Source organism: Deltaproteobacteria bacterium, assembly GCA_023382265.1.
Taxonomy (GTDB): domain Bacteria; phylum JAMCPX01; class JAMCPX01; order JAMCPX01; family JAMCPX01; genus JAMCPX01.
The window spans coordinates 22,720-48,564 of the sequence record JAMCPX010000035.1 but is presented as its reverse complement, the minus strand read 5'-3'; the positions used below and the strand labels follow the sequence as shown (position 1 = coordinate 48,564).

The 25,845-nt window shown below is 37.6% G+C and carries 24 protein-coding genes; 16 read left to right on the top strand and 8 right to left on the bottom strand.

The window, feature by feature from the left end; translation table 11 throughout:
• Positions 1–18: 18 nt before the first annotated feature.
• The 6 genes from amrS (at position 19) to M1381_07020 (ending at position 7,949) form a co-directional block, all read left to right on the top strand.
• Positions 19–1,011, top strand: a complete 993-nt coding sequence (gene amrS, locus M1381_07045) for an AmmeMemoRadiSam system radical SAM enzyme (protein ID MCL4478837.1) — start codon at positions 19–21, stop codon at positions 1,009–1,011.
• 388 nt (positions 1,012–1,399) lie between these two features.
• The gene (locus tag M1381_07040) at positions 1,400–2,638 is read left to right on the top strand and encodes an endonuclease Q family protein (protein MCL4478836.1); all 1,239 of its coding nucleotides are present in this window, start codon (positions 1,400–1,402) and stop codon (positions 2,636–2,638) included.
• A gap of 7 nt (positions 2,639–2,645) precedes the next feature.
• On the top strand, positions 2,646–3,107 hold the full coding sequence (locus M1381_07035) for a methylated-DNA--[protein]-cysteine S-methyltransferase (GenBank protein ID MCL4478835.1): 462 nt from the start codon (positions 2,646–2,648) through the stop codon (positions 3,105–3,107).
• 31 nt (positions 3,108–3,138) lie between these two features.
• Positions 3,139–3,882 (top strand): tetratricopeptide repeat protein, encoded by a 744-nt coding sequence (locus M1381_07030; protein MCL4478834.1) that lies wholly within the window; start codon positions 3,139–3,141, stop codon positions 3,880–3,882.
• Between the two features lie 322 nt (positions 3,883–4,204).
• The gene (locus M1381_07025) at positions 4,205–7,237 is read left to right on the top strand and encodes a penicillin acylase family protein (protein MCL4478833.1); all 3,033 of its coding nucleotides are present in this window, start codon (positions 4,205–4,207) and stop codon (positions 7,235–7,237) included.
• 22 nt (positions 7,238–7,259) lie between these two features.
• The gene (locus tag M1381_07020; GenBank protein ID MCL4478832.1) at positions 7,260–7,949 is read left to right on the top strand and encodes a class II aldolase/adducin family protein; all 690 of its coding nucleotides are present in this window, start codon (positions 7,260–7,262) and stop codon (positions 7,947–7,949) included.
• A gap of 75 nt (positions 7,950–8,024) precedes the next feature.
• On the opposite strand, the gene M1381_07015 is transcribed toward M1381_07020, so the two are convergent.
• On the bottom strand, positions 8,025–8,774 hold the full coding sequence (locus tag M1381_07015; protein MCL4478831.1) for an ABC transporter ATP-binding protein: 750 nt from the start codon (positions 8,772–8,774) through the stop codon (positions 8,025–8,027).
• Complete coding sequence (locus tag M1381_07010; protein ID MCL4478830.1) at positions 8,771–9,556, bottom strand: ABC transporter permease; 786 nt, start codon at positions 9,554–9,556, stop codon at positions 8,771–8,773. Before M1381_07010 ends, M1381_07015 begins: the two co-directional genes overlap by 4 nt.
• 322 nt (positions 9,557–9,878) lie before the next feature.
• On the opposite strand from M1381_07010, the gene M1381_07005 reads away from it, so the two are divergent.
• Genes M1381_07005 through M1381_06965 form a run of 9 tightly spaced genes read left to right on the top strand, consistent with a single transcriptional unit; the run spans position 9,879 to position 19,123 of the window.
• Entirely contained in the window at positions 9,879–10,343 is a 465-nt protein-coding gene (locus M1381_07005) for a ribosome maturation factor RimP (protein MCL4478829.1), read from the top strand.
• Between the two features lie 9 nt (positions 10,344–10,352).
• Positions 10,353–11,642 carry a transcription termination factor NusA gene (nusA, locus tag M1381_07000; GenBank protein ID MCL4478828.1) on the top strand — a complete coding sequence of 430 codons (1,290 nt, stop codon included), beginning with the start codon at positions 10,353–10,355 and terminating at the stop codon, positions 11,640–11,642.
• A 23-nt stretch (positions 11,643–11,665) separates the two neighbouring features.
• Positions 11,666–14,305, top strand: a complete 2,640-nt coding sequence (infB, locus tag M1381_06995) for a translation initiation factor IF-2 (GenBank protein ID MCL4478827.1) — start codon at positions 11,666–11,668, stop codon at positions 14,303–14,305.
• 41 nt (positions 14,306–14,346) lie between these two features.
• Entirely contained in the window at positions 14,347–14,694 is a 348-nt protein-coding gene (rbfA, locus tag M1381_06990) for a 30S ribosome-binding factor RbfA (GenBank protein MCL4478826.1), read from the top strand.
• Positions 14,691–15,656 (top strand): bifunctional oligoribonuclease/PAP phosphatase NrnA, encoded by a 966-nt coding sequence (locus M1381_06985; protein MCL4478825.1) that lies wholly within the window; start codon positions 14,691–14,693, stop codon positions 15,654–15,656. The genes rbfA and M1381_06985 overlap by 4 nt, the downstream gene beginning before the upstream one ends.
• Position 15,657: 1 nt before the next feature.
• The gene (gene truB / locus M1381_06980; GenBank protein MCL4478824.1) at positions 15,658–16,398 is read left to right on the top strand and encodes a tRNA pseudouridine(55) synthase TruB; all 741 of its coding nucleotides are present in this window, start codon (positions 15,658–15,660) and stop codon (positions 16,396–16,398) included.
• A gap of 41 nt (positions 16,399–16,439) precedes the next feature.
• Positions 16,440–16,709, top strand: coding sequence for a 30S ribosomal protein S15 (rpsO, locus tag M1381_06975; protein MCL4478823.1), 270 nt, complete (start codon positions 16,440–16,442; stop codon positions 16,707–16,709).
• A gap of 1 nt (position 16,710) precedes the next feature.
• Complete coding sequence (gene pnp / locus M1381_06970; protein MCL4478822.1) at positions 16,711–18,813, top strand: polyribonucleotide nucleotidyltransferase; 2,103 nt, start codon at positions 16,711–16,713, stop codon at positions 18,811–18,813.
• A 31-nt stretch (positions 18,814–18,844) separates the two neighbouring features.
• Positions 18,845–19,123 carry a hypothetical protein gene (locus M1381_06965; GenBank protein MCL4478821.1) on the top strand — a complete coding sequence of 93 codons (279 nt, stop codon included), beginning with the start codon at positions 18,845–18,847 and terminating at the stop codon, positions 19,121–19,123.
• Between the two features lie 10 nt (positions 19,124–19,133).
• Here M1381_06965 and M1381_06960 read toward each other — a convergent pair whose 3' ends face one another.
• Together M1381_06960 and M1381_06955 are read right to left on the bottom strand one after the other, a co-directional pair.
• A complete protein-coding gene (locus M1381_06960; protein MCL4478820.1) occupies positions 19,134–19,478 on the bottom strand; it encodes a transcriptional repressor in 345 nt (114 codons plus the stop codon).
• A 229-nt stretch (positions 19,479–19,707) separates the two neighbouring features.
• Positions 19,708–20,406 (bottom strand): TVP38/TMEM64 family protein, encoded by a 699-nt coding sequence (locus M1381_06955; GenBank protein ID MCL4478819.1) that lies wholly within the window; start codon positions 20,404–20,406, stop codon positions 19,708–19,710.
• Between the two features lie 59 nt (positions 20,407–20,465).
• Here M1381_06955 and M1381_06950 point away from each other — a divergent pair, with 59 nt between their 5' ends.
• Positions 20,466–21,395: a hypothetical protein gene (locus M1381_06950; protein MCL4478818.1), complete on the top strand. Its 930-nt coding sequence runs from the start codon at positions 20,466–20,468 to the stop codon at positions 21,393–21,395.
• Positions 21,396–21,405: 10 nt separating this feature from the next.
• On the opposite strand, the gene M1381_06945 is transcribed toward M1381_06950, so the two are convergent.
• Genes M1381_06945 through M1381_06930 form a run of 4 tightly spaced genes read right to left on the bottom strand, consistent with a single transcriptional unit; the run spans position 21,406 to position 25,707 of the window.
• Positions 21,406–22,491: an LptF/LptG family permease gene (locus M1381_06945; protein MCL4478817.1), complete on the bottom strand. Its 1,086-nt coding sequence runs from the start codon at positions 22,489–22,491 to the stop codon at positions 21,406–21,408.
• Complete coding sequence (locus M1381_06940; protein MCL4478816.1) at positions 22,491–23,636, bottom strand: LptF/LptG family permease; 1,146 nt, start codon at positions 23,634–23,636, stop codon at positions 22,491–22,493. Before M1381_06940 ends, M1381_06945 begins: the two co-directional genes overlap by 1 nt.
• A gap of 60 nt (positions 23,637–23,696) precedes the next feature.
• A complete protein-coding gene (locus M1381_06935) occupies positions 23,697–25,019 on the bottom strand; it encodes an ATP-binding protein (GenBank protein ID MCL4478815.1) in 1,323 nt (440 codons plus the stop codon).
• On the bottom strand, positions 25,012–25,707 hold the full coding sequence (locus M1381_06930; GenBank protein MCL4478814.1) for a response regulator transcription factor: 696 nt from the start codon (positions 25,705–25,707) through the stop codon (positions 25,012–25,014). Before M1381_06930 ends, M1381_06935 begins: the two co-directional genes overlap by 8 nt.
• Between the last annotated feature and the right edge of the window lie 138 nt (positions 25,708–25,845).

The window sequence follows — 25,845 nt, the reverse complement described above, 5'->3', positions numbered from 1 at the left end:
TAATTGATGGAGTAAACAATGAAGATAGAGGCACGATACTATGTAAAAAAAGAAAATAAAAAGGTGAGATGTGAGTTATGCCCGTATGATTGTCTGATTGGAGAAGGGCATAGAGGCGTATGCGGTATAAGGATCAATGAACGCGGTGTGCTTTATGCAACAACGTATAATACGGTGAGTTCTATACATCTTGATCCAATTGAAAAGAAACCTTTGTATCATTTCTATCCAGGTTCATCCATCTTATCTGTTGGAGCACTTGGATGCAGCTTTAATTGTATGTTCTGCCAGAATTGGGAGCTCGTTGAAGGCAATGTGTCGACTCATGAAACGACAAAAGAGCAATTGTACGAATACGCGAAAAAGATGGATTCAATCGGGATTGCATATACATATAATGAGCCGTTTATATGGTTTGAATTTGTTTATGATACTGCGAGATATTTTCGTGAAAAGGACATGAAGAATGTTCTTATAACAAACGGATTTGTAAATATAGAGCCGCTTGAAGAATTGATACCGTATATTGACGCTATGAATATAGATTTGAAGGCAATAGAAGATGATTTTTATAAATTGGTGTGCAAAGGCAAACTTGAGCCCGTAAAGAACACAATTGAGTATGCGATAAAAAGCGGTGTTCATGTTGAATTAACAAACCTGCTTGTAACCGGATACAATACCGACGAAGAAAAAATCAAAGCACTTGTTGATTATGTTGCATCACTCGGTAAAGACACGATACTTCATTTTTCAAGATACTTTCCTTCTTACAAACTCGATGCACCGCCAACACCTAATGAAACACTTGAATTCGCTTATAAATATGCAAAAAAGAAATTGAACTATGTGTATATGGGTAATGTCGTTGATTCAAAGACGGATACAACTTTTTGCCCTAAATGCGGGAACATTCTTATTGAGCGCATCGGTTATTCGTTAAAGATAAAAGGGCTTAAAGGTACAAAATGCGACAGGTGCGGTGAAGAAATAAAAATAGTCAATCATTAACCCAAAAAAATGCGTATGAAAAATAAGAGGGTTTGTACAGTTAACGAGACGATTCTATTTTCTTTGGGTGTGCACCTTTAATTTTTATTTGACAGCTCATAAAATATACTTGAATTTTTATTATATATCATTATAATGTCCTATGTATGTTTACCCCGTTAGAAACTCTACTCTATATAGTTTGTTTAATAGGTTATGAATTCATTATAAAATTATGTCTAATTTTTTCTGCTTTTTTGACGGGGTTTATATGCAGACAGCTTATTTTATTCTATAGGCAAATATTCGTTGTAGACCTTGTTGGATGGATGGCCCATCCTTTGGATTTATGCCCCACGCTCACCTCACAGTATTCCATCTTTTTTCAAATGCATTGTTTGGGTTAATGATGAAGATCATAGCTGATCTGCATGTTCATTCAAAATACAGCAGGGCGACGAGTAAGAGCATGGATGTTAATAACATCGCTTACTGGGCAAAAAGAAAAGGCATTAACCTTGTAGGGACCGGTGATTTTACGCATCCGGCATACTTGAAAGAACTTAAAAATAAATTGGTGGAACCCGGTAATGGTATTCTTGAACCAAACGCAGCAAGTGATGGTATTAACTTCATTCTTTCTACAGAGATAAGTAATATCTATACGTATAAGGGTAAAACGAGACGCGTTCATAACATAATTCTTGCCCCGTCTTTTAATGTCGTTGAAAAAATAAATCATGCACTTTTAAGCTTTGGCAGACTCGATTATGATGGCAGACCCATATTTGGTTTTAATGCAAAGGATCTTGTAAAACTTACTATGGACATTTCCGACAGATGCATGATCATTCCCGCACACGCATGGACACCATGGTATTCTGTATTTGGCTCAAACTCGGGATTTGATTCCATCGAGGAATGTTTCGACGAACAGACAAAAAATATCTATGCAATAGAAACGGGTTTATCGTCTGATCCTCCGATGAACTGGCGTGTTAAATCCCTTGACGGGATCACGCTCGTTTCTAACTCGGATGCTCATTCACCCGATAAACTTGGAAGGGAGGCAAACGTATTTGAATGTGAAATGGATTATGATGCTGTTACCGATGCCGTAAAAAGCAAGGATAAAAAGAGGTTTCTTTTTACGATAGAATTCTATCCTGAAGAGGGTAAGTATCACTTTGACGGTCACAGGGCTTGTAATATCAGTCTTTCGCCTGAGCAGACGGTACGGTATGATGGTATATGTCCTGTTTGTCATAAACCTTTAACCATCGGCGTGATGAACAGGGTGTTAAGGCTCGCAACTCGTAACGAAGGTTTTATTCCGCAGGATGCGATACCGTTTAGGCACACTATTCCATTAAAAGAGATCATGTCATTTATATTGTCTGTTGGAGTAAATACTAAAAAGATAGAAAAGATATACGATACGGCTATTGATAAAGGAGTAAGTGAAATGGACATCCTGCTGGATCTTCCTGTGAATGAACTTAAAAAACTGCTGCCTGAAGAAATCGCAGCAGGTATTATGCATGTAAGAAATGGCAATGTTAATCTGACGCCAGGGTATGACGGTGTTTATGGCAGTATCGGCATTGTTAGCGGGGATAGAGAACCACCTCAGAACAGATTATTTTAAATTATATATGAACACAGCAATTATTAGAATGACTGTTATAGGATATGTCGGAATCACCGCCTCTGACAAAGGGATCCGGAGAATCTCTTTCTTAAAGAAGAAGGTTAAGCCGGTTACTTCATCAAACCCTATTTTAAAAAAAACGGTAAAAGAACTTGAACTCTATGAGCAGGGAAAGCTTAAAACATTCTCCGTGCCTGTGGATATTCGTATTTTGCCCGATTTTACAAAACGTGTATTAAATGCGGTTAAGAAAGTCGGGTACGGTGATCTGATCACCTATTCACAGCTTGCGTCTGCGATAAAGAACAAGAATGCCGTTAGGGCTGTTGGTAATGCACTCGGTAAAAATCCTGTACCTATAATCATTCCGTGTCACAGGGTTATAAGGACGGATGGCTCTATTGGCGGCTACGGTCCCGGGGTTAACATTAAAAAAAAACTGCTGCGTATTGAAAAAAGGGATTGAGTAAAGGTTAATGTTGTACAGGTTTATATTATTGGCCGTATTTTTTGCATCTCCTGTAAATGCCTCTCACAAGGCAATCAGACATGATACAATTAAACAGGCAAATGCACTATTTGATAATTATGATAAGGATATAACAAACTTGCAGAAATCAATTGATATGTATAATCGGATTACAAAGGAGAGCAGTTCATCCCATGTATTGTATACCGCCTATTATAAAACAGCTATGACATACCTTATAATGGGAGACTTCGCAAATCTGACACATACGGATGCAATAAAGGATTATGAAAAAGGGGCTGCTGCTGCAAAAAAGGCAATCGCAATCAACCCGAATGGTTCTGAGGGGTATTTCTGGTATGCCGGGAATATAGGTAAAATAGCACGCAATAAAAATTTTATAGAAGCACTTGATATACTGCCCAAGTTTTTGTTATACCTTAGCAAGGCATATAGATTAAACCCGGAATCGACTTTCGTTTTAGAGGCGTATTCTGAATTATATTATGAACTGCCATGGGCGTTTGGGGGAAGCAGTTCTAAATCAATTGAATATGCAAAAAAGGCTTTAAAAATAGACCCCAATTATACAATGCCTTTGACAACAATGGCAAAGGTTTATATAAGCCAGGGTAAATACAATGATGCAAAAAAGGTTCTTGAAGAGGTGTTGAATTCCAAAAACCCGTCGTATCGTGCAGGATGGGTTATGACAGATAAACCTTATGCACAAAAGCTTCTGTATTCTATAACCAGCAAAACGCAATTCTGATTTATTAAATGCATTTTTTGTGCTGATAAACTATTTTTGTTATTGGTGCCTTGATCGCTCAAAACAGGGCGATTCCCCAAATCGCGTACTGCAAGGATTTTCCGGATTCCAGTCGGAATTTACACCGTACCCCGATACTTGGAGGGAATAACATGTTACAAAATTACCTTTTCAATTTAGTTGACAGGAGTATTGTTTAGAATAGCTTTTAAAAAAACTTGCCTGCACTTTATAATTATTGTAACTTATATCTATACCATTGACTGTTTAGCCGGAATTCTAATTAGGGCTTTATCAAAGCTGATAAAAAGGAGAAAAATAAATGTATTGTGCAAAAAAGGATTTATACAAAAATGTAAAGCTAATTCTATTGGTTCTCTCGATTGCCGGATTATTGCTTGTAAATAATTGCTCAAAGGGTGTAAGCAGCGCTACAACAGGTCTTAACGGTGGAGGTGTATCGATAGGGCCTAACGACCCATTTACAGCACTAACAGTAAATCAAACCATTAATGTGGCACCGGGTGATTTACAATACCCTGTTGAGATTATAAGGGATACTTATGGCATACCGCACATATACGGCAGAACCATGACTGATGTCGCGTTTGCCCAGGGCTATGCAGAGGCATCGGACAGGCTGTTTGAGATGGACATGTTCAGACATATAGCGGACGGTACGTTAACGGAATATTTTGGCGAGCAAGCATTAAACGAGGACATACATTCGAGAATGATGGGCTATTATACAATCGCACAGATTGTTTATGCCCAGACACCTCGGGATCTGAAGGGTATACTTCAATCATTTTGCAATGGAATAAATTTCTACCTGAGCCAGCTTGCTCAACAAGTTCAGGCAAATCCAAATGCAAATGTCCTGCCTGCAGAATATTCAAGTGCGCTTCTGGGTATAACCATTTCCGACATAAAGCCGTTCACCCCGCAGGATATCATAGCATTTGGTAAGTTTGAGTCCTACAGTCTTACGGAGGAAAATGAGGGCACAAAGATCCATGCAACGCATTACTTAAACGCTGCTGTTACTACATTCACATCCACTTCATCCGATCAAGGCGAGAGCCATTTTTCAGGCATTGCATACGATTTTGCCCGTTCAGAGCCCGCTGCAAAGGCACCCGCAGTGCCGTTGCCAAATCCGTTTTCATATGCAACCTCTACGACATTCTCTTATTTGTCGTATAACACACTCAATACGATGTCTACATCGGGTATACAAAACAACGCGGCTTTCCAGCCTTTGCAGGTAAACCAGAATGCTTTACAGGGTGCAGAGTCGTTTTATGAATCATTACAAAACGGTCCTTTTGGCTTTTTATACAAGCACCGCAGCGCAGGTCAGATCGGCAGTAACAACTGGGTAATCAGTCCGGGTCTGACAAAGGATGGCTATGCAATTCTTGCAAATGACACGCACCTGCCGCTTTATAATCCGCCGATCTTTTACGAAGTCCATGTCAATACAGAGGCCATGGGTAATGGGAACATCAATACCATTGGCGTTGTATTCCCTATGGCACCGGGTGTAATAATAGGACACAATGACTATATCGCATGGGGTGATACAGTATTTCCGTCCGATGTTATAGATGTTTATCAGGAAACTGTTAAAACGGGCAATCCTGATTCGGTCGTGTATAACGGCATCTCCTATCCAATACAAACCGTGGCTGTAACATTCAATTTTGGGGGCCCGTTAAATGGCGGAAAAGTAACAACAGGCACATATGATATGTATTATGTTACGATACCGGGACACGGCACAATGCCAATATATACGGGCAGCTACGCACCTGGATCAACATCAGCCATTGCATTTACATGGACAGGCATGATGATGCAGTCAAACGAGATTCAGGCATTCTATGATATTGACCAGGCGCAAAACCTTGCCCAGTTTATAACAGCTCAAAGCTATTTTAAGGTAGGCGGGCAGAACTTTGTTTATGCCGATATATACGGCAATATATACTTGACGGATCAGAGTGCAATCCCGATAAGGGGCCCGTATACATTCAGCTATACAACAAACGCCCTGCCGAGCGGATTACAGTTCAGTGATTTCACTTATCCGCCTTACATTATGCTGCCAGGCACGGATTCTAATTTTTACTGGATAGGCAGCATGGTACCGACATCAGCAGTACCGTTCACGGAAAACCCCGCACAGGGCTATATTGCAACGGCAAATGAAGATCCTGCCGGCGTTACTTACAATAACGAACCGCTTGATAATCCATATTATCTTGGAGGGTTCTTTGATCCCGGGTTCAGGGCACAGGAGATAGATAAAGATATAGAAGCAGGTAAGCCGGTCATAGATCTTGCTTATGTACAGAATACTATACAGGCTGATCATACGGATACTTATGCATTACGGATACTGCCGTTCTTGCAAAAGGCATATAGTGATATGGCAAGCACACCTACCGTTACATCGAATCCGCAAATAGCAACCGCAATGAATTATCTTAGCGAATGGACAACCGGTACACACCCGTATGACACACCCACAGGATTATCCCAGTCGGCAACAACGCAGGACATAAACAACAGCATTGCGACGTCCATATTTGAAGCATTCGTGCAAAGGCTGTTTTACAATATCTTTTATGACAAGATGCGGGCAATAGGGCAGGACAGGGCAGTTAACGACGATATCATCATCAACACATTATTGACAATGCTTGAGCATCCAACGCAGTGTGCAACGTACTCGCCATCGGAAAGGCAGAGTACACTGTTTGATGCACTTACAGCGTCGGGCACAGGTTTTACATTTACTGTAGGAAACCCCGATCAGATCATGATAAAAAGCCTTTTGGAGGGTATAACCGATCTTTCTATTTCACCCAACTCTGGAAATAGCACACCAACGAGCTTTGGAACGACTGACATGTCTCAATGGGAGTGGGGCAAGCTGCACACTCTGACCTTCTCTGATCTTCTTAACCTTGCGGCACACAATCTATACCAGAACTTAAACCTTCCAAATAACGGGAAAGGCTATCCAAGACCAGGTAGCATGTTCTCTGTTGATCCCGGGACGTTCGGGTTTGAGATGGGCAATAACCAATCAACAAATTTTTACACAAATTATACGTATGGCAGCGGACCAGCGATCAGGTTCTCCGTTGAGATGAAGCCAGGCGATATTATCGGATATAATGTCCTTCCTGGCGGAGAATCGGGCATGGGACCTGATCCTAATAATCCGCCAAAGCATTACGGGGATCAGGTAAATCTGTGGATAAACAATCAGGTGCACCCCCAGTGGTTTTACCCGAAGGACATAATTGCGAATGCAGAATCAAGGGTGATCTTTGAACCATAAAACCGGTTAATGGGTAAATATTATGGGTAAATATGATAAATACAAAAACGATGTGTTGAAATACAGCCAACTTATCTTTAAAAAAGGCTATAATATTGGTACTGGTGGTAATGTCTCTATGTTGATAGAGGGGGAAAAACTTATTGCAATAACGCCGTCAAGCAGAGAATATATGAGTCTTAATCCGGATGATATATGTGTTGTGGATTTCGATTCATCCCTTGTCGAGGGGCAGTATAGACATTCTATTGAAACGAATGCCCATTTATCGGTTTATAAAAACAGGCCAGACGTGAATGCCGTTATTCATACGCATCAAACCTTCGCAAGTGTATTTGCGTTAATTGATGAACCAATACCTGCGTTGTTTGATGAGGTTGTGATGAATATTGGAGATCGCATTGATATAATTCCATACGGGATGTCGGGCAGTCAGGAGCTTGTTGATAATATCAAAGCGAAACTAAAAAACAGGTGTAATTGTTATATCCTGCAAAACCATGGTGCACTTAGCCTTGGGACAACCATAGAAAAGGCATTTAGGAATGCAGAACTCCTCGAGAAGGTAACCCATGTTTACCATTATGCCATTGCAACAGGTAGAAAGCTCTCCACATTACCCGGGCAGATATCAGATTTATTATTTCAATTGCTTAAATCGGAGCAGGATAATGAGATTGAAAGGAAAAAGGCTGTTTTAAATGGCAATTGAATATGATCATAGCAAAGTGGTTTGTTTGCCAAAAAAAACAATACTGTAAACAGTATCTATCAGTGCGGGAAAGCGTTATGTTTTCCGGTCGGACTGGTATGCGTGTACCGTTTCATCAACCGTTCTGCCTTTGAATATGCCTCTGCTGTGCACCCATACCGCGTCATCACACAGTTGTTGAATCATACCCATACTGTGTGAGACTATGATCATTGTTTTGCCTCTATTACGAAAATCCGTGATCTTATCAATACATTTTTTCTGGAATGACTCGTCACCTACAGCCAGTACCTCGTCTATTAAGAGTATATCGGGATCCACATTTACAGCTACTGAAAATCCCAATCGCATATACATGCCTGTTGAGTATGTTCTGACAGGTGCGTCTATAAAATCCTCGAGCTCTGCGAATGAAACGATCTGATCAAATCTTTTTTTAATCTCTTTTTTTGGAAGACCGAGTATAATGCCGTTTATAAAGATGTTTTCCCTTCCAGTAAACTCTGGATGGAAGCCTGCACCAACCTCTATCAGGGTGGAAACCCTGCCGTTTACCAGCACTTTACCCCTATCCGGTTTGTATATCCCTGCTATAAGTTTAAGAATTGTACTCTTACCGGAGCCATTACTGCCGACCAGACCAAATGTTGACCCCTTTTTTATAGATAGATTTATATCCTCAAGGACCTCAAGATATTCTCTGTTCGGGTTTTTCTCAAACCAGTTAAAATGTACAAGACGCTCCTTGAAACTCGAGTAATTTCTTTTTAAGGCATACTTTTTGAAATGCTTTTCTACATGCTCCAATACAACCGCATCGTTCATATAAACTCCGGGAATGCCTCTTTGAGCTTTTCAAATATGTACACGCCTGTAAAAAGCACGATAAAGGAGGCAGCCAGTAAATAAGACAGATGTAGCCAGTTAGGGGAGGTGTCGTAATAGAAAATCCATTGATAAGAACGAACCAACAAGGTCATAGGGTTTGTGTATAAAATGAATAAATACCTTGAAGGGACCTGTGTAAGCTGATAGATTATGGGTGTTACAAAAAATCCGAGCAATAAGAAATTACTCACGATCTGCTGGAGATCCCGGAAATAAACGTTTATAGCTGCAATTATGAGCACAAGCCCCTCTGTTAATATCAACTGTATAATGATGACGGGGATGACGGCTATTATGGAAATACCGATGTTCATTCTTAAAATAAAAATGAATAAAAATAAAAGCGGTAGGCTGAAAATATAGTTCATCATGTTTACGAGCACGGATACCGTGGGTAATACCTGGGGTGGGAAAAGCACTTTAGTTATGAGATTAGAACCGCTTACAATAGAATTAACGCCGTCTGTAAGTGCTGTAGAAAACCATGTCCATGGTAAAAGCCCTGCAAAAAGGAATACGGAATAATTCTTCATCCCGTTTTTCATTAATACCTTGAAAACAAACACATAAACCAGCATTAATAAAAATGGGTTTATGAATGTCCAGAAAAAGCCAAGTACAGAGCCCCTGTATCTTGCTTTTAAGCCCCTTATCACAAGTGCACTTATGAGTGCCCTGTATCTGTAAAGGTCTTTAAAATGCTCGGCAATTCTTTTCATATGATTAATGATTATTTTTATTAATAAAGATGTCAAGACATCTTCTTATCAAGACTCCCGAATCTTAACTCGAAAACCACCTGTTGTTTGCCGCAGGATAGTTCATTAAGATTCTAAAAAGTATATACTTTTGAATAAAGGCATGATATATAAAAAAATAGTTGTATTTACATAATTTTTGAGCTTTATTAAATAGTTGTAGATATAGGATATAAAGTTGATGTAACAGAAATTGTAAAAATACTTGAAAAAGTAAGGATAAGATGTTAGAAATAAAAAAAAGTGGGATTATTCCCACTTTTTTGTTTATCGCATAAATAAAATGGATAAATATAAAAATATAGCAGAAGATGTTTTTAAAATTGCCTCTGAAAACCTTATAAAAGCAGGTTATGAGGTGATAGATGTAGAATACCAGAGAGAAAAATCTGGGAATGTACTTCGTGTATTTATTGATAAGAAAGGGATTGTTAATGCCGATGATTGTGCAAAAGCAAGCAATATACTTAGCAGCTTGATAGATGTATACGTACCGATACACTTTGCTTACACGCTTGAAGTTTCGTCTCCAGGGCTTACAAGAGAGCTAAAAAAGGAGAGTGAATATATTAAATTTGCAGGCAGGGATATAAGGGTTATTACAAGAAAGCCTGTTAATGATATGGTTGTTATAGAAGGCACCCTTAGGGGAATAACAAATGGTGATATTATAGTAGATGTAAACGGCATAGAGTTAAAAGTGCCTTACGGTATTGTAAAAAAAGCCAATTTGACCTTCAAGATATAGGAGCGAATTATGCAATCAGAACTTTTAAAGATTATTGAACAGCTTGAACATGATAAAAGCATAGATAAGGACATTATATTGAATGCATTGGAAGCTGCTATGATAAGCGCCGCTAAAAAAACGATAAAGTATAACACAGATATAGAAGCAAGGTTTAATCCGGAACTTGGAGAGATAGAGGTATACGAATTCAAAGAGGTTGTAAGCGATATTACGAACAGGGATATACAGTTGACCATTGATGAAGCAATTGCAATGGATCCGGATGCTCAGATCGGTGATAGTGTAGGGATAAAGATGGATACATCCAAGTTTGGAAGGATATCTGCCCAGGCTGCAAAACAGGTGATATTACAAAGAATAAACGAGGCTGAAAAGGAAGTTGTTTATAAGGAATTTAAATCTAAGAAAGGCGAAGTTGTCTATGGGACTATCAGGAGGTTTGAAGGGAGGGCGATAATATTGGATCTTGGCAAAACGGACGGGGTCTTGTTGCCTGCGGATCAACTGCCGAAAGAAAACTTCAGGGTAGGAGACAAGATTAAGGTGTACGTGCAGGAAATAAGAATGACCAACAAGGGACCTAAAATATTCTTCTCAAGAACTCATGATCAATTTCTGGTGAAGCTGTTTATTTTAGAGGTTCCTGAAATTGCAGAAGGCGTTGTTGAAGTTAAAGGTGTTGCAAGGGAGCCGGGGAATAAAGCAAAGATAGCAGTTTTCTCAAAGAATAATGATGTTGATGCGGTTGGTGCATGTGTAGGGATGAGAGGGGCAAGGGTTCAGAATATTGTTCAGGAGTTGAGAGGTGAAAAAATAGATATTATCGCATGGACGCACGATCATGCAAAATATGTAATGAATGCACTTGCACCTGCAAAGATAAGCGGGGTTTCTTTTGATGAAGCAGAAAGATATATAGAAATTATTGTACCGGATGATCAATTATCAATAGCTATAGGCAGAAAAGGCGTAAATGTAAGGCTTGCCGCAAAGCTAACCGGATGGAAGATAGACATAAAAGGTGAAACGAATATTAATGAAATAAAAGAAAAGGCTAAACAGGCGTTTTCAGAATTTAATTCAATAAGCAGTAAAACAGCGGAGCTATTGTACGGTTATGGGATTAAGTCTGTTAAAGAGATCTCGGAATCGCCATTGGAAGTTTTAATGAAAGTGCCCGGATTTGATGAAAAAAATGCAAGACAACTAAAAGATATGGCGGATGTAGAGATAAAAAAACGCGGTGAAAATATTAAAAATGACAATGGTACCGTTGCTGCTGAAAGTCATTCATAGTATGATTGTATAAAAGAGGAAAGATGAAAAAAAGAGTTCATGAAATAGCAAAGGAAATGGGTTTGACATCATCGGATGTTATAAATAAGTTAAAAGAACTTGGAGTGTCTTTAAAATCACATAACAGTTCAGTGAATGAGGAGGATGAGGAGAAATTAAAAAAATCAACACATAAGAAACCCGGCACTATATCGGCAGCGGTGAGTGCTCAAAACACGGCTAATGTAACTCCTCAAAAACCAAAAACCATACTTAGAAAAAAGAAAGAGGCCGCTACGGAAGAAACGGCCGTTACTGAAAGAAAAATAGATGCTGAGCCGGCAATACAGGGAAGTATGACCTTTGAAAGTCTTACCGCTGTTAAACAACATGGTCAGGAAGAGGTATCCTCTAGTAATAGAGAAGAAGTGCCGGAAAATGTGAAACATGAAGTTACGATAGAACATCATGTGGATCATGATGAGATCCAGCCTAAAACGGCTGTTAGCGAATCGGCAGTAACTGAAGATAAAATGGTAGAGATCAAAGACGACTCAACGATTTCAGTCCTGCCCCGGGATAATGATGTTACGCTACAAACTCAATCAGGTTTAAACCAAGACACGTCTGTTACCGGTAGAAATGAAGGTACGGAAGCTGGGATTAATGATGGCTACAAAACAATCAAGGGTAAAATAAAATCGGAGAAGGGAGGCATCTTCATAAAAAGAAAACTTCTTTCCAGATCGGAGCCTGATATAGCAGAAGAGATTAAGCTACTTGATGAGCCTGTTGAATTAACGCCAGAACCTTTGCCGGAAGTAATCCCTGTCAAAGAATACGGACAAAAAGGGCAGTCGAAGAGAAGAGATTCACAAAGCAAAAAAATGCAGCAGCAACACACGATAAAAAAGGCGAAAGAGATTTTAAAGCAGCCTAAAGCGATAAACATAGAGAGAAGTATTACGGTATCAAATCTATCCCAATTAATGGGCATAAAAGCCACAGAAATTATAAAACGACTTATAACACTCGGAATAATGGCAAACATAAATGATATTATAGATGCCGATACAGCATCGCTGATCGTTAAGGATATGGGCTTTGATGTCAGTATTAAGCAGGAGATTTCTCCTGAAGATGTATTCAAAAACGAAACCGATGCTCCGGAAAAATCGAAACCGAGGCCACCCGTTGTAACTGTTATGGGGCATGTTGATCATGGGAAAACAACCTTGCTGGACGCGATAAGATCAACAAACGTAGCAGGCGGTGAGGCTGGTGGAATAACTCAGAGCATAGGTGCGTATAAAGTAACGATTGATAATAAGCAGGTAACATTTCTTGATACACCGGGACATGAGGCTTTTACGGCAATGCGGGCAAGAGGAGCAAAAGTAACTGACCTCGTCATACTTGTTGTAGCTGCGGATGATGGTGCTATGCCTCAGACACTTGAGGCAATAGATCATGCTAATGCAGCATCCGTTCCTATAATTGTTGCGATAAATAAGATAGATAAACCTGAAGCCCAGCCTCAGAAAGTTATGCAGCAGTTATCCGATAAAGGACTTGTTCCTGAACAATGGGGAGGTAATACCCTTTTCGCAATGATCTCTGCAAAAAACAAGAAAGGGATTAATGAACTTTTAGAGCTTATACTTTTACAGGCAGAAATCATGGAACTGAAAGCCAATCCGGATAAGAATGCAAAAGGTATTATTATAGAAACTCGTATGGATAAAGGGCTTGGTGTGATTGTCTCAGCCATTATCAGGGAAGGGACCATTAAGAAGGGCAATTATGTTGTATACGGGAATAACTACAACAAAGTAAGGGCATTGCTTGATGAAAAGGGGAACATAATGGCTTATGCTGCTCCATCAACGCCTGTAGAGATCATAGGATTCGATTCATTTCCGGAGGTCGGTGAAACTATTTTTAGCGTCGATGATGAGGATACCGCAAAAAAGATTGTAGAGTATCGAAAACAGCAGCATCAGGTTATACAACCTGCTAAGAAAATTAAGATTACGCTTGAGGATATTTATAAGAAGATAGAGGAAGGAAGTATAAAGGAATTAAAAATAATACTCAAATGTGATTCCATTGGTTCTCTTGGTGCAATAAAGGATGCTATTGATGGTTTTTCAAGAGAAAATGTAAAAATTAAGATAATTCATTCCTCTATAGGCAGTATTACGGAAAGTGATGTTATGCTTGCATCAGCATCGGATGGTATTATTATAGGTTTTAATGTAAGACCAGATTCCAAGGCAAGCCATATTGCTTCACTACAAAATGTCGAAATAAAAACATACAACATCATTTATGATCTTATCGATGATATGAAAAAGGCATTGGTGGGTATGCTTGAACCTGTGGTTAAAGAGAAAATTCTTGGAAGAGCAAAAATCATTGACACATTCAAAGTAAGCAAGGTGGGAACTGTTGCCGGATGCATTGTCACCGAGGGGAAGATAGAACGTGGGGCAAATGCGAGGATATTAAGGGAGGGAGTAGTTGTTTATGACAGTAAGATTGGTTCTCTGAAAAGGTTTAAAGAAGATGCTAAAAATGTTGATAAAGGTATGGAGTGCGGCGTAGGAATAGCCAATTTTAATGATATAAAAAAGGGTGATGAACTCGAGGTTTACCGCTTGGAACAGGTAGCCAAGTCTTAAACGGCTTTATTCATTTTTACATTTGTTGAATAGAACAATTTATGATACCTAACAGGAAACAAAGATTTGGCGAAGTGTTAAGAAAGGAAATAATAAGGATTATTACGACAAGGCTGAGGGATCCAAGAATAGGATTCATAACAATAAATGATGTTATTGTTACCGGTGATTTTAAGGCTGCAACGGTATATTACACCGTTATAGGCGATGAAAAGGTAAAGAAGGATACGGGTAAATTACTTAACGGCGCATCGGGTTTTATAAGGAAAGAATTACTCCTGTGTCATCTGAATGTTAAAACCATTCCTTTAATTTCATTTAAATATGATATATCTCTTGATTACGGAGAACACATAGATAATATCTTAAAAGGCATAAAGCATTCATGATACAAAAAAAAGTTATAAACGAATTGAGTAAAGTTATAAAAGATGCAAAAACGTTTTTAATATTTTCACACATAAATCCAGAGCCGGATACGATTGGTTCAGCTTTGGCTTTTTATTATTATCTTAACTCGGCAGGGAAAACTGTTTTTGTGCATAATTTTGACGGTCTGCCAAAGTATATGGATTTTATGCCTTTTGCATCAGAAGTAAGTAAAGATATCCCTGATAATAAGTTTGATGTTGTTTTATCTCTTGATGCAGGAAGCATTGATATGCTTGGAGATAAATTCCCACCGAAGGATAAAAAAATGATTGTAAATGTAGATCATCATAGGACTAACACAAGGTTTGGTGATCTCAATATCGTTGATCCAGCATCATCTGCAACAGCAGAACTCGTTTATACACTTTTCCGTAAAATGGGTATAAAAATTGACACTACTATTGCGTCTCTTCTTTTAACCGGCATTATTTACGATACGGGTTCATTCAGGTATAGAAACACTACAGCAAAAACATTAAAAATAGCATCTGAGCTTATACAAAATGGCGCTAACATAACAGAAATATCGGATAAACTTTATGAAAATCAATCGCTCGGCAGGCTAAAACTGCTTGAGATGGTGTTAAAAACACTTGAATTATCTGTTAATGGTAAAATCGCCTCTATAGAGCTTACCAGACAAATGTACCATGCAACAGGTACGACAAAGGATGACGCAGAAGGATTTATAGATTACCCAAGATCCATAAGCGGCGTGGCTGTTGCAGCAATGTTCAGAGAAGTAGATGATAATAAATATAAGATAAGTATGCGTTCAAAAAACGATGTTGATGTTTCGGCCATAGCACAGGTGTTTGGCGGCGGCGGGCATAAGAATGCAGCAGGATGCACGATGGACGGCATACTATTTGATGTAAAAAACAGCATATTCACAGCTATTGCGGACAGGTTAAAATAGAATGGAACGCTCGGGACTCATATTGGTTGATAAACCCAAAGGCATAACCTCTTATGATGTTATAAGGCTCTTGAAAGGATTTCTATCAACAAAAAAAATCGGTCATACAGGCACACTCGATCCGATTGCAACCGGTTTACTCATTATACTTATCGGTAACAGTACAAAACTCGCGAATCATTTTATCAAGCAAGACAAGGTATATAGATTTACTATAAAATTAGGTCAGGATACTGATACAATGGATAGCACCGGTAAAATAATTAAGGAAGGCGATTATAAGTTTATATCGAAAGAAAGATTTGGTGAAGCAATAAAATCCTTTATTGGTGAAATAGAGCAATTTCCCCCCATGTTTTCGGCCGTCAAGTTTAAAGGTATGCCCTTGTACAAATACGCAAGGAGAGGCGAAGCAATAGATGTCAAACCGAGAGTCGTAAAAGTATTTAATATAGCTATTGATGAATTCAACTTGCCTTATGTAATGTTGACGTCGCGTGTTTCATCAGGAACTTATATTAGAGCACTTGCTAAATCGATTGGGGATGTTGTAGGCTGTTATGCCCATGTTACTGATTTGACACGGCTTAGTATAGGTGAATTAAAATTAGAAAACGCTTTTACCGCAAATGCAATAGGACAAATGAGCAAGAATAATGATTTTAGTTTTATAATACCCATGGAAAGACTTGTAAGTAATATAAAAGATAGTAGATTATTTGAAGAAAAAATAAGAAATTGATAAAAATGATAATAAAAATGTAATTAGTACAGGAGGAAAAAATGACGTTAACAAAGGAAAAGAAAGCAGAGTTAATAAACACTTATAAACAGCATGAACAGGATACGGGTTCGCCGGAGGTCCAGATAGCTCTGCTTACAGGGAGAATAAATTCTTTGGAGGAGCACTTCAAGGTGCATAAAAAAGATCATCACTCAAGAAGGGGTCTATTGAAGATTGTAAGCCAGAGACGTAGTTTGCTTACCTATCTAAAAAGGCATTCAGAGGACAGGTATAAGGAAGTGATAAATAAGTTAGGATTAAGGAAGTAAAATGAAAATAAAAAAAACAGTCCAAGTCGGATCAAGAGAATTTTCGATAGAAATAGGAAAAATGGCAAAACAGGCACACGGCTCTGCTGTGGTAGGTTATGCAGATACGGTGGTCCTGATAACGGCAGTAGCAGCTTATACGCCGGTTGAAAAACAGGATTTTTTACCTTTGACAGTTGAATATCAGGAAAGATTTTATGGCGCCGGTAGAATTCCAGGCGGATATTTTAAAAGAGAAGGCAGGCCGTCAGAGAAAGAGATTTTATCTTCAAGATTGATAGATAGACCTATCAGACCTCTTATTCCAAAGGGTTTTAATTACGAAACACAGATCATAGCATCGGTTATATCGGCAGATCAGGAAAATGATCCGGATATAATAGCTATAACGGGTGCATCGTCTGCGCTTATGTTCTCCGATATACCTTTTGCGGGACCAATCGCAGCGGTAGAGGTGGGAAGAATCAACGGTGAACTAATTATAAATCCGACCCCGGCACAACTCTTAAACAGCGATCTTGATATAATTGTAGCAGGAAGCAGAGATGCAGTTGTTATGGTGGAAGGGGGGGCTCGTATTGTACCGGAAGAGGATGTTTTAAAAGCGATATTTTTTGGCCATAAAATGATGCAGCCCATGATAGACCTGCAGGAGTCAATTGCAAAAGAATTGAATTTAACAAAACGTACCTACATTGATAACAGCATAAGCGATGAGTTGTATAAAATTGTTCAAGAGAGATATACGGATGTATTGAAAGATAGTTTAACAACGAAGGTAAAACAGGAAAGACAGGCGAAACAGAGGGAACTTTTTAAAAAAGCAGATGAAGAGTTTGCAACCGATGGTAAGTATGAACCGGTAGAAGTAGAGATGGCCATTGAAAAGCTGCAGTCAACAATAGCTAGAGACATGATAGTAAACGGTCAAAAACGTATCGATGGTAGAAAATTAGATGAAGTAAGACCCATAACATGTGAAGTCAGCGTATTGCCAAGGACACACGGTTCGGCTCTTTTTACAAGAGGCGAAACGCAGGCACTTGTTGTTACAACGATCGGTACATTTGATGATGTGCAATTTATAGACGAGATCGGAGGTGAAAATAAAAAGCGATTTATGCTTCATTATAATTTCCCGCCATTCTCAGTAGGTGAAGTTAAACAATTGAGAGGTCCCGGTAGAAGGGAGATCGGGCACGGGGCACTTGCGGAAAGAGCAATAGCTCCGATTATTCCGTTTGAGGATGATTTTCCCTATACTATCAGAATCGTATCGGATATACTTGAAAGTAATGGTTCTTCTTCAATGGCAACTGTATGCGGTGCAACACTTTCCCTCATGGACGGTGGGGTCCCTATTAAATCCCCTGTTGCAGGCGTTGCAATGGGACTTATCAAAGAAAGCGACAATTATTTTATTCTTACTGATATACTCGGGGATGAGGATCATCTTGGTGATATGGATTTTAAAGTTGCCGGGACAAAAGAGGGTGTTACCTCAATACAGATGGATATAAAGATAAAGGGCGTTACAGAATCGATCATGCAGGATGCTCTTAAAAAGGCGAGAACGGCAAGGCTGCATATATTGGATATTATGATGCAAACCATATCCATACCGCGGGCAGATATCTCAGAATATGCCCCAAGAATTGTTCATATGAACATAAGGAACGCAAGGATAAAGGATCTTATCGGGCCTGGAGGTAAGAACATAAAAGCTATCATAGAAAAAACAAAAGTGAAGATAGATGTAGATGACAGCGGCAAGGTACGTATAGCTTCAAACGATACAGCTATGATGGCGGAAGCATTAAAGATGGTAAAAGGATTAACAACCGATGCTGAAATAGGCCAAACGTATGTAGGCAAGGTAAAGAAGGTAGTGGATTTCGGTGCATTTGTTGAACTGTTTCCGGGAGTTGAAGGGCTTGTTCATATATCACAGCTTGCGGATCATAAGGTAAAAAGGGTTGAAGATATTGCAAGGGAAGGTGATGAGATTACAGTAAAAGTTATAGATATAGATAGAGAAGGAAAAATAAGGCTATCAAGGAAAGAGGCTTTAAAAAATACAACGAATGAAAGTGAGCAGGAGTAACTTAGTTATATTATGGAATGGAGGTGAAAACATGAAAAAGATAATATCGTTGGTAACGCTGTTAGCAGCAGTAGCTTTGGTATCTCTACCTGCAATGGGTGCAGGGAAATCAGCAGGTGTGGAGCAAATTTTTAAAACAAAGTGCTCAAAATGTCATAGCTACGAAATGCCGCTTCACATGAAAAAGGATCGTGCAGGCTGGGAACAAAGCGTTGCAAAAATGCAAAAGATGAATCCAAAATGGATAAATGACAAAGAGGCAAAAGAGATAACCAACTACTTGGTTTCAGTATCACAAAAAAGTAAATAAAGAATATTCTCTAAGCACTGTAAAAAGCAGGTTTCTTAACCTGCTTTTCTTTTTTTGAAAGATCTGCACATTTCTCGTATATTCCAAAAAAATCTATATGGAACTCTGTAAGTTGCGAGAACTTATGAACCTTGATTTTATCTATTGATAAATCGAAAGATTGCTCTATATCGGATATGATACCACATCCGGTACAAATAGCGTGATAGTGCTGTCTAACATCCGGATTATAATGAGCACGCTCGAAATCCAATATCAATTTATTTATTTCTCCAATCTTTGTAAGCAGTTCAAGCGTATTATAAACGGTTGTAAAGGACACCTCAGGCTGATTTGTTTTAAGGCTTTTATAAATATCAATTGCGGTTGGATGGTTACGATTATTCTCAAGTATTTTAAGTATCTCAATCCTCTGTAAGCTTCATATCGGCGGATCTTAACTTATGTTTAGTAATCTCTATATCTTTCATATTACATTAGTTTTTTATGTCTTTTTTTGATTTGTATGATTACAAAATAGCATAAACAAGTTTTTGTTAACCGGAAAAATATGTTAAAAAAAATATGGGTGTGAATTTTCCGGATTAGCTTTTCTTTGAATTGTGTGAAAACTTCTTTATAAGAATCGGCAGTGTAATTATTGCAATGATCAGGAATAAGGAAAGCAGAGAAACAAAATTTACCTTAAAATTCATTAAATGATCTCCCAGATAGCTTAATGCAAAAGACCATGGTATCATTCCAATGACTGTTCCGATAACAAAATCGGAGAATGTGATACTTGATAAACCGGCACCGAGATTGAACACATCAAAAGGAAGGGACGGCACGATTCTAAAAAACAATACAACCTCAAGCCCATGGACATTTGTCAAGCGATCGAGTGTTTTTGCTTTTGTCCCAAGCACTTTCAATACAAAGTCCCTGCCGAGTCTTCTTGATAGCTGATATGCAATAGCTGCACTAATTACGGATCCTATTATTGAATATACGGCACCATATAATGGTCCAAAAACAAGCCCTCCGACAAGCGGAAAAATGGACGATGGGAATGGGATAACCGACTTTATTGCGAAAGCCAATATAAAGATCAACGGTGTCCAATAACCCCATTGATTTTTCAGTGAGAATACAAGTGCTTTGAATTTTTGAGGGTTGGCGTACTCTTTTAACGGTGTGCTGTAAACTGCTATTGTTGCTAATGAGAATATGCTTATAAGTATTAATGTTTTCACAATAGTTTTTCTGTCCAATCTTTCTTTTAATAGCTTGATTATTTTCATATAATGTGTGTATCAATTATATATACAAGAATCAAATAAATTTATTTTACGGAGTAATTATGAGAGCTATTGGTATTATACATAACCCAAAATCCAAAAAAAATAAGAGAAACCCGAAATTGCTTGATTATCTTATTGATGCCGTTGATAGGTATGGTAAAGTTTTTATCCCGTCATCGCTGGAAGAGTTGACAGAGGTAGCAGAGGAGATAAAAAAAGACAGGTACGAGGTTGTCGGCGTAAATGGGGGAGATGGTACAAATCATCAGATCGTTACCAGTATGATCAAGGTATATAATGATACAAGCCTGCCTCTTATCGCACATTTGCGAGGAGGGACCATGAATACAATATCAAATGCATTGAATGGTATAAGAGGTTCTGTCATTGGTATAACAAAAAAGATTGTTAATAATTATAAAAAAGGAATGCCGTTTCAAACAAGAGAGAATAAGGTATTAAATGTTAATGGTAGGTATGGTTTTATGTTTGGTACAGGCTTTGTCGCAAATCTCATGGATATATATTATGAAGGCGGTAATCCAGGACCGATAAAGGCATTGCAAATCATATACAAGGGTATCGCATCGGCTATACTAAAAACCGAGTACGTAGAAAAACTTTTTAAACCGATAAATGCAGAAGTAATTATAGATAACGTGAAATTGAGTTTTGACGAATATTCTGTTGTGGTTAGTTCAAGCATAAAAAATATAGGACTTAATTTTAGGGCTATATACAGGGCTAATGAGTTACCCGATAAGATTCATGTATTAGCCGGTAGAGCTAATGCTTTTGAGTTGATAAAAAGATTAAGAAGATTGTATGTGGGCAGCCCGCCTAATTTTCCAAACATAGTAGATACACTTGCAAGTGTTACTGAAATCAGGTCTCATGTACCTCTAAAATACACAGTGGATGGAGATATGTATGAAGATACGAACATACTTGTTACTCCAGGGCCTGTATTAAAATATATACAGGGTTAAAATTCATATTTTACCATTTAGTAAATGTATATGTAATTGTAGATATACCAAGTGTGATAGCATTGGGTAGCCATGTGGCTAAAACAGGATTTAAAATGCCCGAATTACCCATTGATAAAGATAGTGCCAAAATAATCCAATAGCTGAAACCTATTGTTAGTGCGATTCCGATAGCAAGGATAAAACCCGCCGTTTTTCTTTTCTTTAAGGAAAATGGTAATACGATTAATATTACAAAAAGAGATGAGAACGGGTAAGAAAGCTTAAAATTTAGTGAAACATCATAAGGTGCATAAGAGTAGCCTTCTTTTTTTAGTTTTTGTGTGTATGACATAAGCTCAAAATAGTTCATCTCATCCGGTGTTTTTTCGGTATGTTTAAAATCCTTGATCGTGTATGGAAACTGAAATGAAGTTGACGTTATGAAACTATAAACAACCTGATTATTGGTTTTAAAATCTCTAATATTAACATTGGCTGCCTCCCAGTGATCCTGTTCCCATCTCGCGATTTCTATGTCCGTTCTTGATATTAAGGTTTTGTAATCGTTAGAGAAATCATAAACTGTTACATCTTTAATCGTATCAAGCCAGGGTATGAATAACCCTATTTTGTAGATTTTGTTATTTGATTTAAGCCATATGTTATTTAATTTGATTTTTTGGTTAATACTTGCATTAGAATTATGTATGTTTGCATCAATCAAACCATTATCAATATTTGTCCTTGGTACAATTGATTCGCCTATTACAAGGTTTATTATTGAGATAACAATTACAGTGTAGATTATAGGCTTTACAATTGTTAAAGGGTTTATGCCGGTAGAAAGGAGTGAACCTATCTCATTATTCTTAGACATTACGGCAAATACGATAACTGTTGTAAGTAGAGCCGCCATGGGGATAGTCTGATATAAAATGCCTGGGATTTGAGTGAAATAAAGCATAAAAACTTCGTAAAAGGATGGGTGGTATGAAAGGATAAATTTCAAATTCTCAAAAATATTAACTATAAGAAAAAGGCCTGAGAGGGCAATCAGCGAAATCGTGTAAACGATCATAAACTCTTTTAATATATATCTGTTTAATATCTTCATCACGGCAATAGCCTCTTAATAATGGTTTTAAGATATTCCGTATCTTTTTCCTGAGAAACCATAAATAAAAGAAGTACGGCAATTACAAAGTAAACTAAGTCAACCGAAAATATAACAAAGAATGGGCTGAGAATGTGTAATTTGGAGATTGTTTCTGCACCGCTTAATGTTATGTAATACGTTAACACAACCCCGATTGCTATTATAATTCCGTAAGCCTTTCCGGATCTCGGGGATTTTATACCTAACGGAATGGCCATTATGGAAAAAATAATGGCTGTAAATGGTATTGCCAGCCGTTCTGTTAAATCTATTAAAATAGAAGTCGTATGCTCTTTAGCCTTCTCTAAACTTAAATATTTTTTAATCAATTGTACGATTGTCAGTTCAAAGGAAGAGTTGTTACCTATATTGATAGAAGAAATTATCTGATCTGTTGAGAAAGTAATATAATAGTCTTTAAAATGCACAATCCTGATGATTTTCATGTTTTTACTTAGTTGCTGGATAACACCGTCATGCAATACAAGAGTAATATCTTTATCTCGCTTGTTTACAATGAAACTGCCGGTATCTGCTACTATCGTATTGGGCATATTAGATTCTCTTTCATCGTAAATAAATACCTGCTTCATTATATCTTTGTGCTTTGAAAGATTATCTACATAAAATGTTATGTTTTTAGTAAAGTTGTTAAATGCCTTTTCATTTATACCTACAGTTGTTTTTTGTATGACTATATTGAAAAATTCATTCTTAAGTGCAATATTGGCTTTTGGAAGCATGTAGAATGATATAACATCCGCAAGTATGTAACCAATAAGTCCGAGTATTATAGGCATCTTTGATAGTGTTAGAAGTTTTATGCCTATGGATTTCATTGCAATTATCTCGCTGTCTGCGGACAGTCTGCTAAAAACTATTACAACAGATACAAGAATAGATATCGGTATTGCAAGTGCAAGGATGAACGGTGACATATAGACAAATATGAGTGCAACGTTTTTAACAGCAACACCTTTTGAAACTATAAGGTCGAAGAATCTGACCATTCTTCCGATAAGCATTAAGGCACTTGTTAAAATCAAGCTTATTAGAAATGGCGGTATTAGTTCTCTTGTAATGTATTTGTCTAAGACTTTCATATCTATCAGGTTTTCAAACCGTATAAAGGTTTATACATTTAATCCTGGTTTATTATCAGATTATTTTCTTGGTATTGTAAAATGAAAAGCACTGCCTTTGTTTAACGTACTCTCTACCCATATCCGTCCATTATGTGCAAGAACAAAATGCTTAACAATCGATAATCCGAGCCCGGTACCGCCAAGCTCCCGTGATCTTGTCTTATCAACCGTATAAAACCTCTCAAAAATCCTATCAAGCTCATTTGACGGTATGCCTATACCTGTATCTTTTACAATTACCTCTACACCTTTATCGTTACCTTCTACTTCAACATCGATCCGATCATTTTCTCTGCTATATTTTACTGCATTGTCTATAAGATTTAAGAATATATGAAACATGGCTTCTTTATCAGCGTAAACAACGTCTGCATTATCATGTACATTAATGCTTAACATTTGATGTCTATTCTCTAATTCTTTGTTCAAAAGTGATTTAACCTCATTTATGATTTCTGAAAGGCCTATATGCTTCATATTGAGATCAGAAGGACCTCTGTCTGCTTTTGATAGTATAAGCATATCATCCACGATCCTCTGCATCCTCCTTGCATTTTTATGAGCTATGTCAATGAATTGCTTATTATAATCATCTTTGAGTGCTTCGAGATAACCTATTATGGATGTCAGCGGTGTTTTTAATTCATGAGATGCATTGGTTATGAAATCCTGTCTTATTTGTTCTATCTGTTTCAATTTTGTTATTTCTTTTAATGTGAATAAGAAACACTGCTCGGAGCCGCAATAATCTATATTGCTTATTGTAAACTGGAAATTCATTTCATGCGGCGCAAAGATTGATATCTCGGATTGCCTTGTTTTTAAATCGGAAAGTACTTCATTAAAAAGATTGGAAACCTCATAGCTCCTTATCATGTCAAAAAAATATATGTCCGTTGTATCAGAACCGAGGGCACCTATATCTTTTATGCACCTGTTGGCGTACATAACCTTACCGTGTCTGTTAACTACGAGTATACCTATATCAACTTTATCAATCATATTTTTTATAACATTCATATCTTTATAAAAATTCTGGATTTGTTCTTTTGCCTTTTGCATGAGCTGCAGTATAACTGATTTTACGTCATCCATCCCTGGAGATGAAGGGTACACAAGGTTATATATCTGTAACTCTTTTTGAGAAACCAACACTATATGTTTTAAGAGTGATTTGATTGTGCTTGCGTAAATCTTGCTTGATATAAAAGCGGCCAGCAATGAAAAAACAAACACAATAAAAATGTCTATATCTATACCGAGTCTTTTTGTTAAAATAAATACAATAAACGCTATTGTAAAGAATGCCGCAGAGAATGTAATAAAGGCTTTTTTATTCATCTAAAAATTTGTACCCTATATCTTTAATGTGTTGAATATTTTTATCCAAATACGGTATTTTTTTTCTTAATCTTGATATGTGCACATCAACCGTTCTGGTAGTACCTACATAATTATATCCCCATACATTTTGTAAAAGATCATCCCTTGATATTACAAAACCCTTGTGCTGTAATAGATACTTAAGAAGATTGTATTCTTTTGACGTTAGACTTATTAGCTTTTCATCGTACCTTACTTCGTATTTGTTATCATCTATCTCCAATTTACCATAGGCTAATTTTTTAGCAGTATTTACTATAGCTTCAGGATCCGTTCTTCTCATAACAGCTTTTATTCTTGCGATAAGCTCTCTCGGACTAAAAGGTTTTGTAATATAGTCATCAGCTCCAAGTTCAAGTCCTACTATTTTATCGATTTCCTCTGATTTTGCCGTAAGTATAATTATGGGAATTTCCGGCATGTTTTTTTCTTTTTTTATCTGTCTTATAACCTCATACCCATCTTTGCGAGGCAGCATAAGATCAAGTATTATGATATCCGGAGACTTTGCCTTTATTTGCCATAAGCCCTCTTCCCCATCATGTGCTAAAATCGGCGTATACCCTTCCTTAGAAACAAAATGAGAAATGAGATTAGAAATATCTTTATCATCCTCAATAATAAGTATTTTTTTACTATTTACCATATACATGGTTAACTATTTTAACCAATGAAAGTCAATACGATCAGGAATGATGCCGCCGCAGTTTTATCTTTTTGAGATAATTGATTTGTTACAGAAGGTGTAACTCTCTGCTTTACTCGTTAAACATCGTGGTTTATC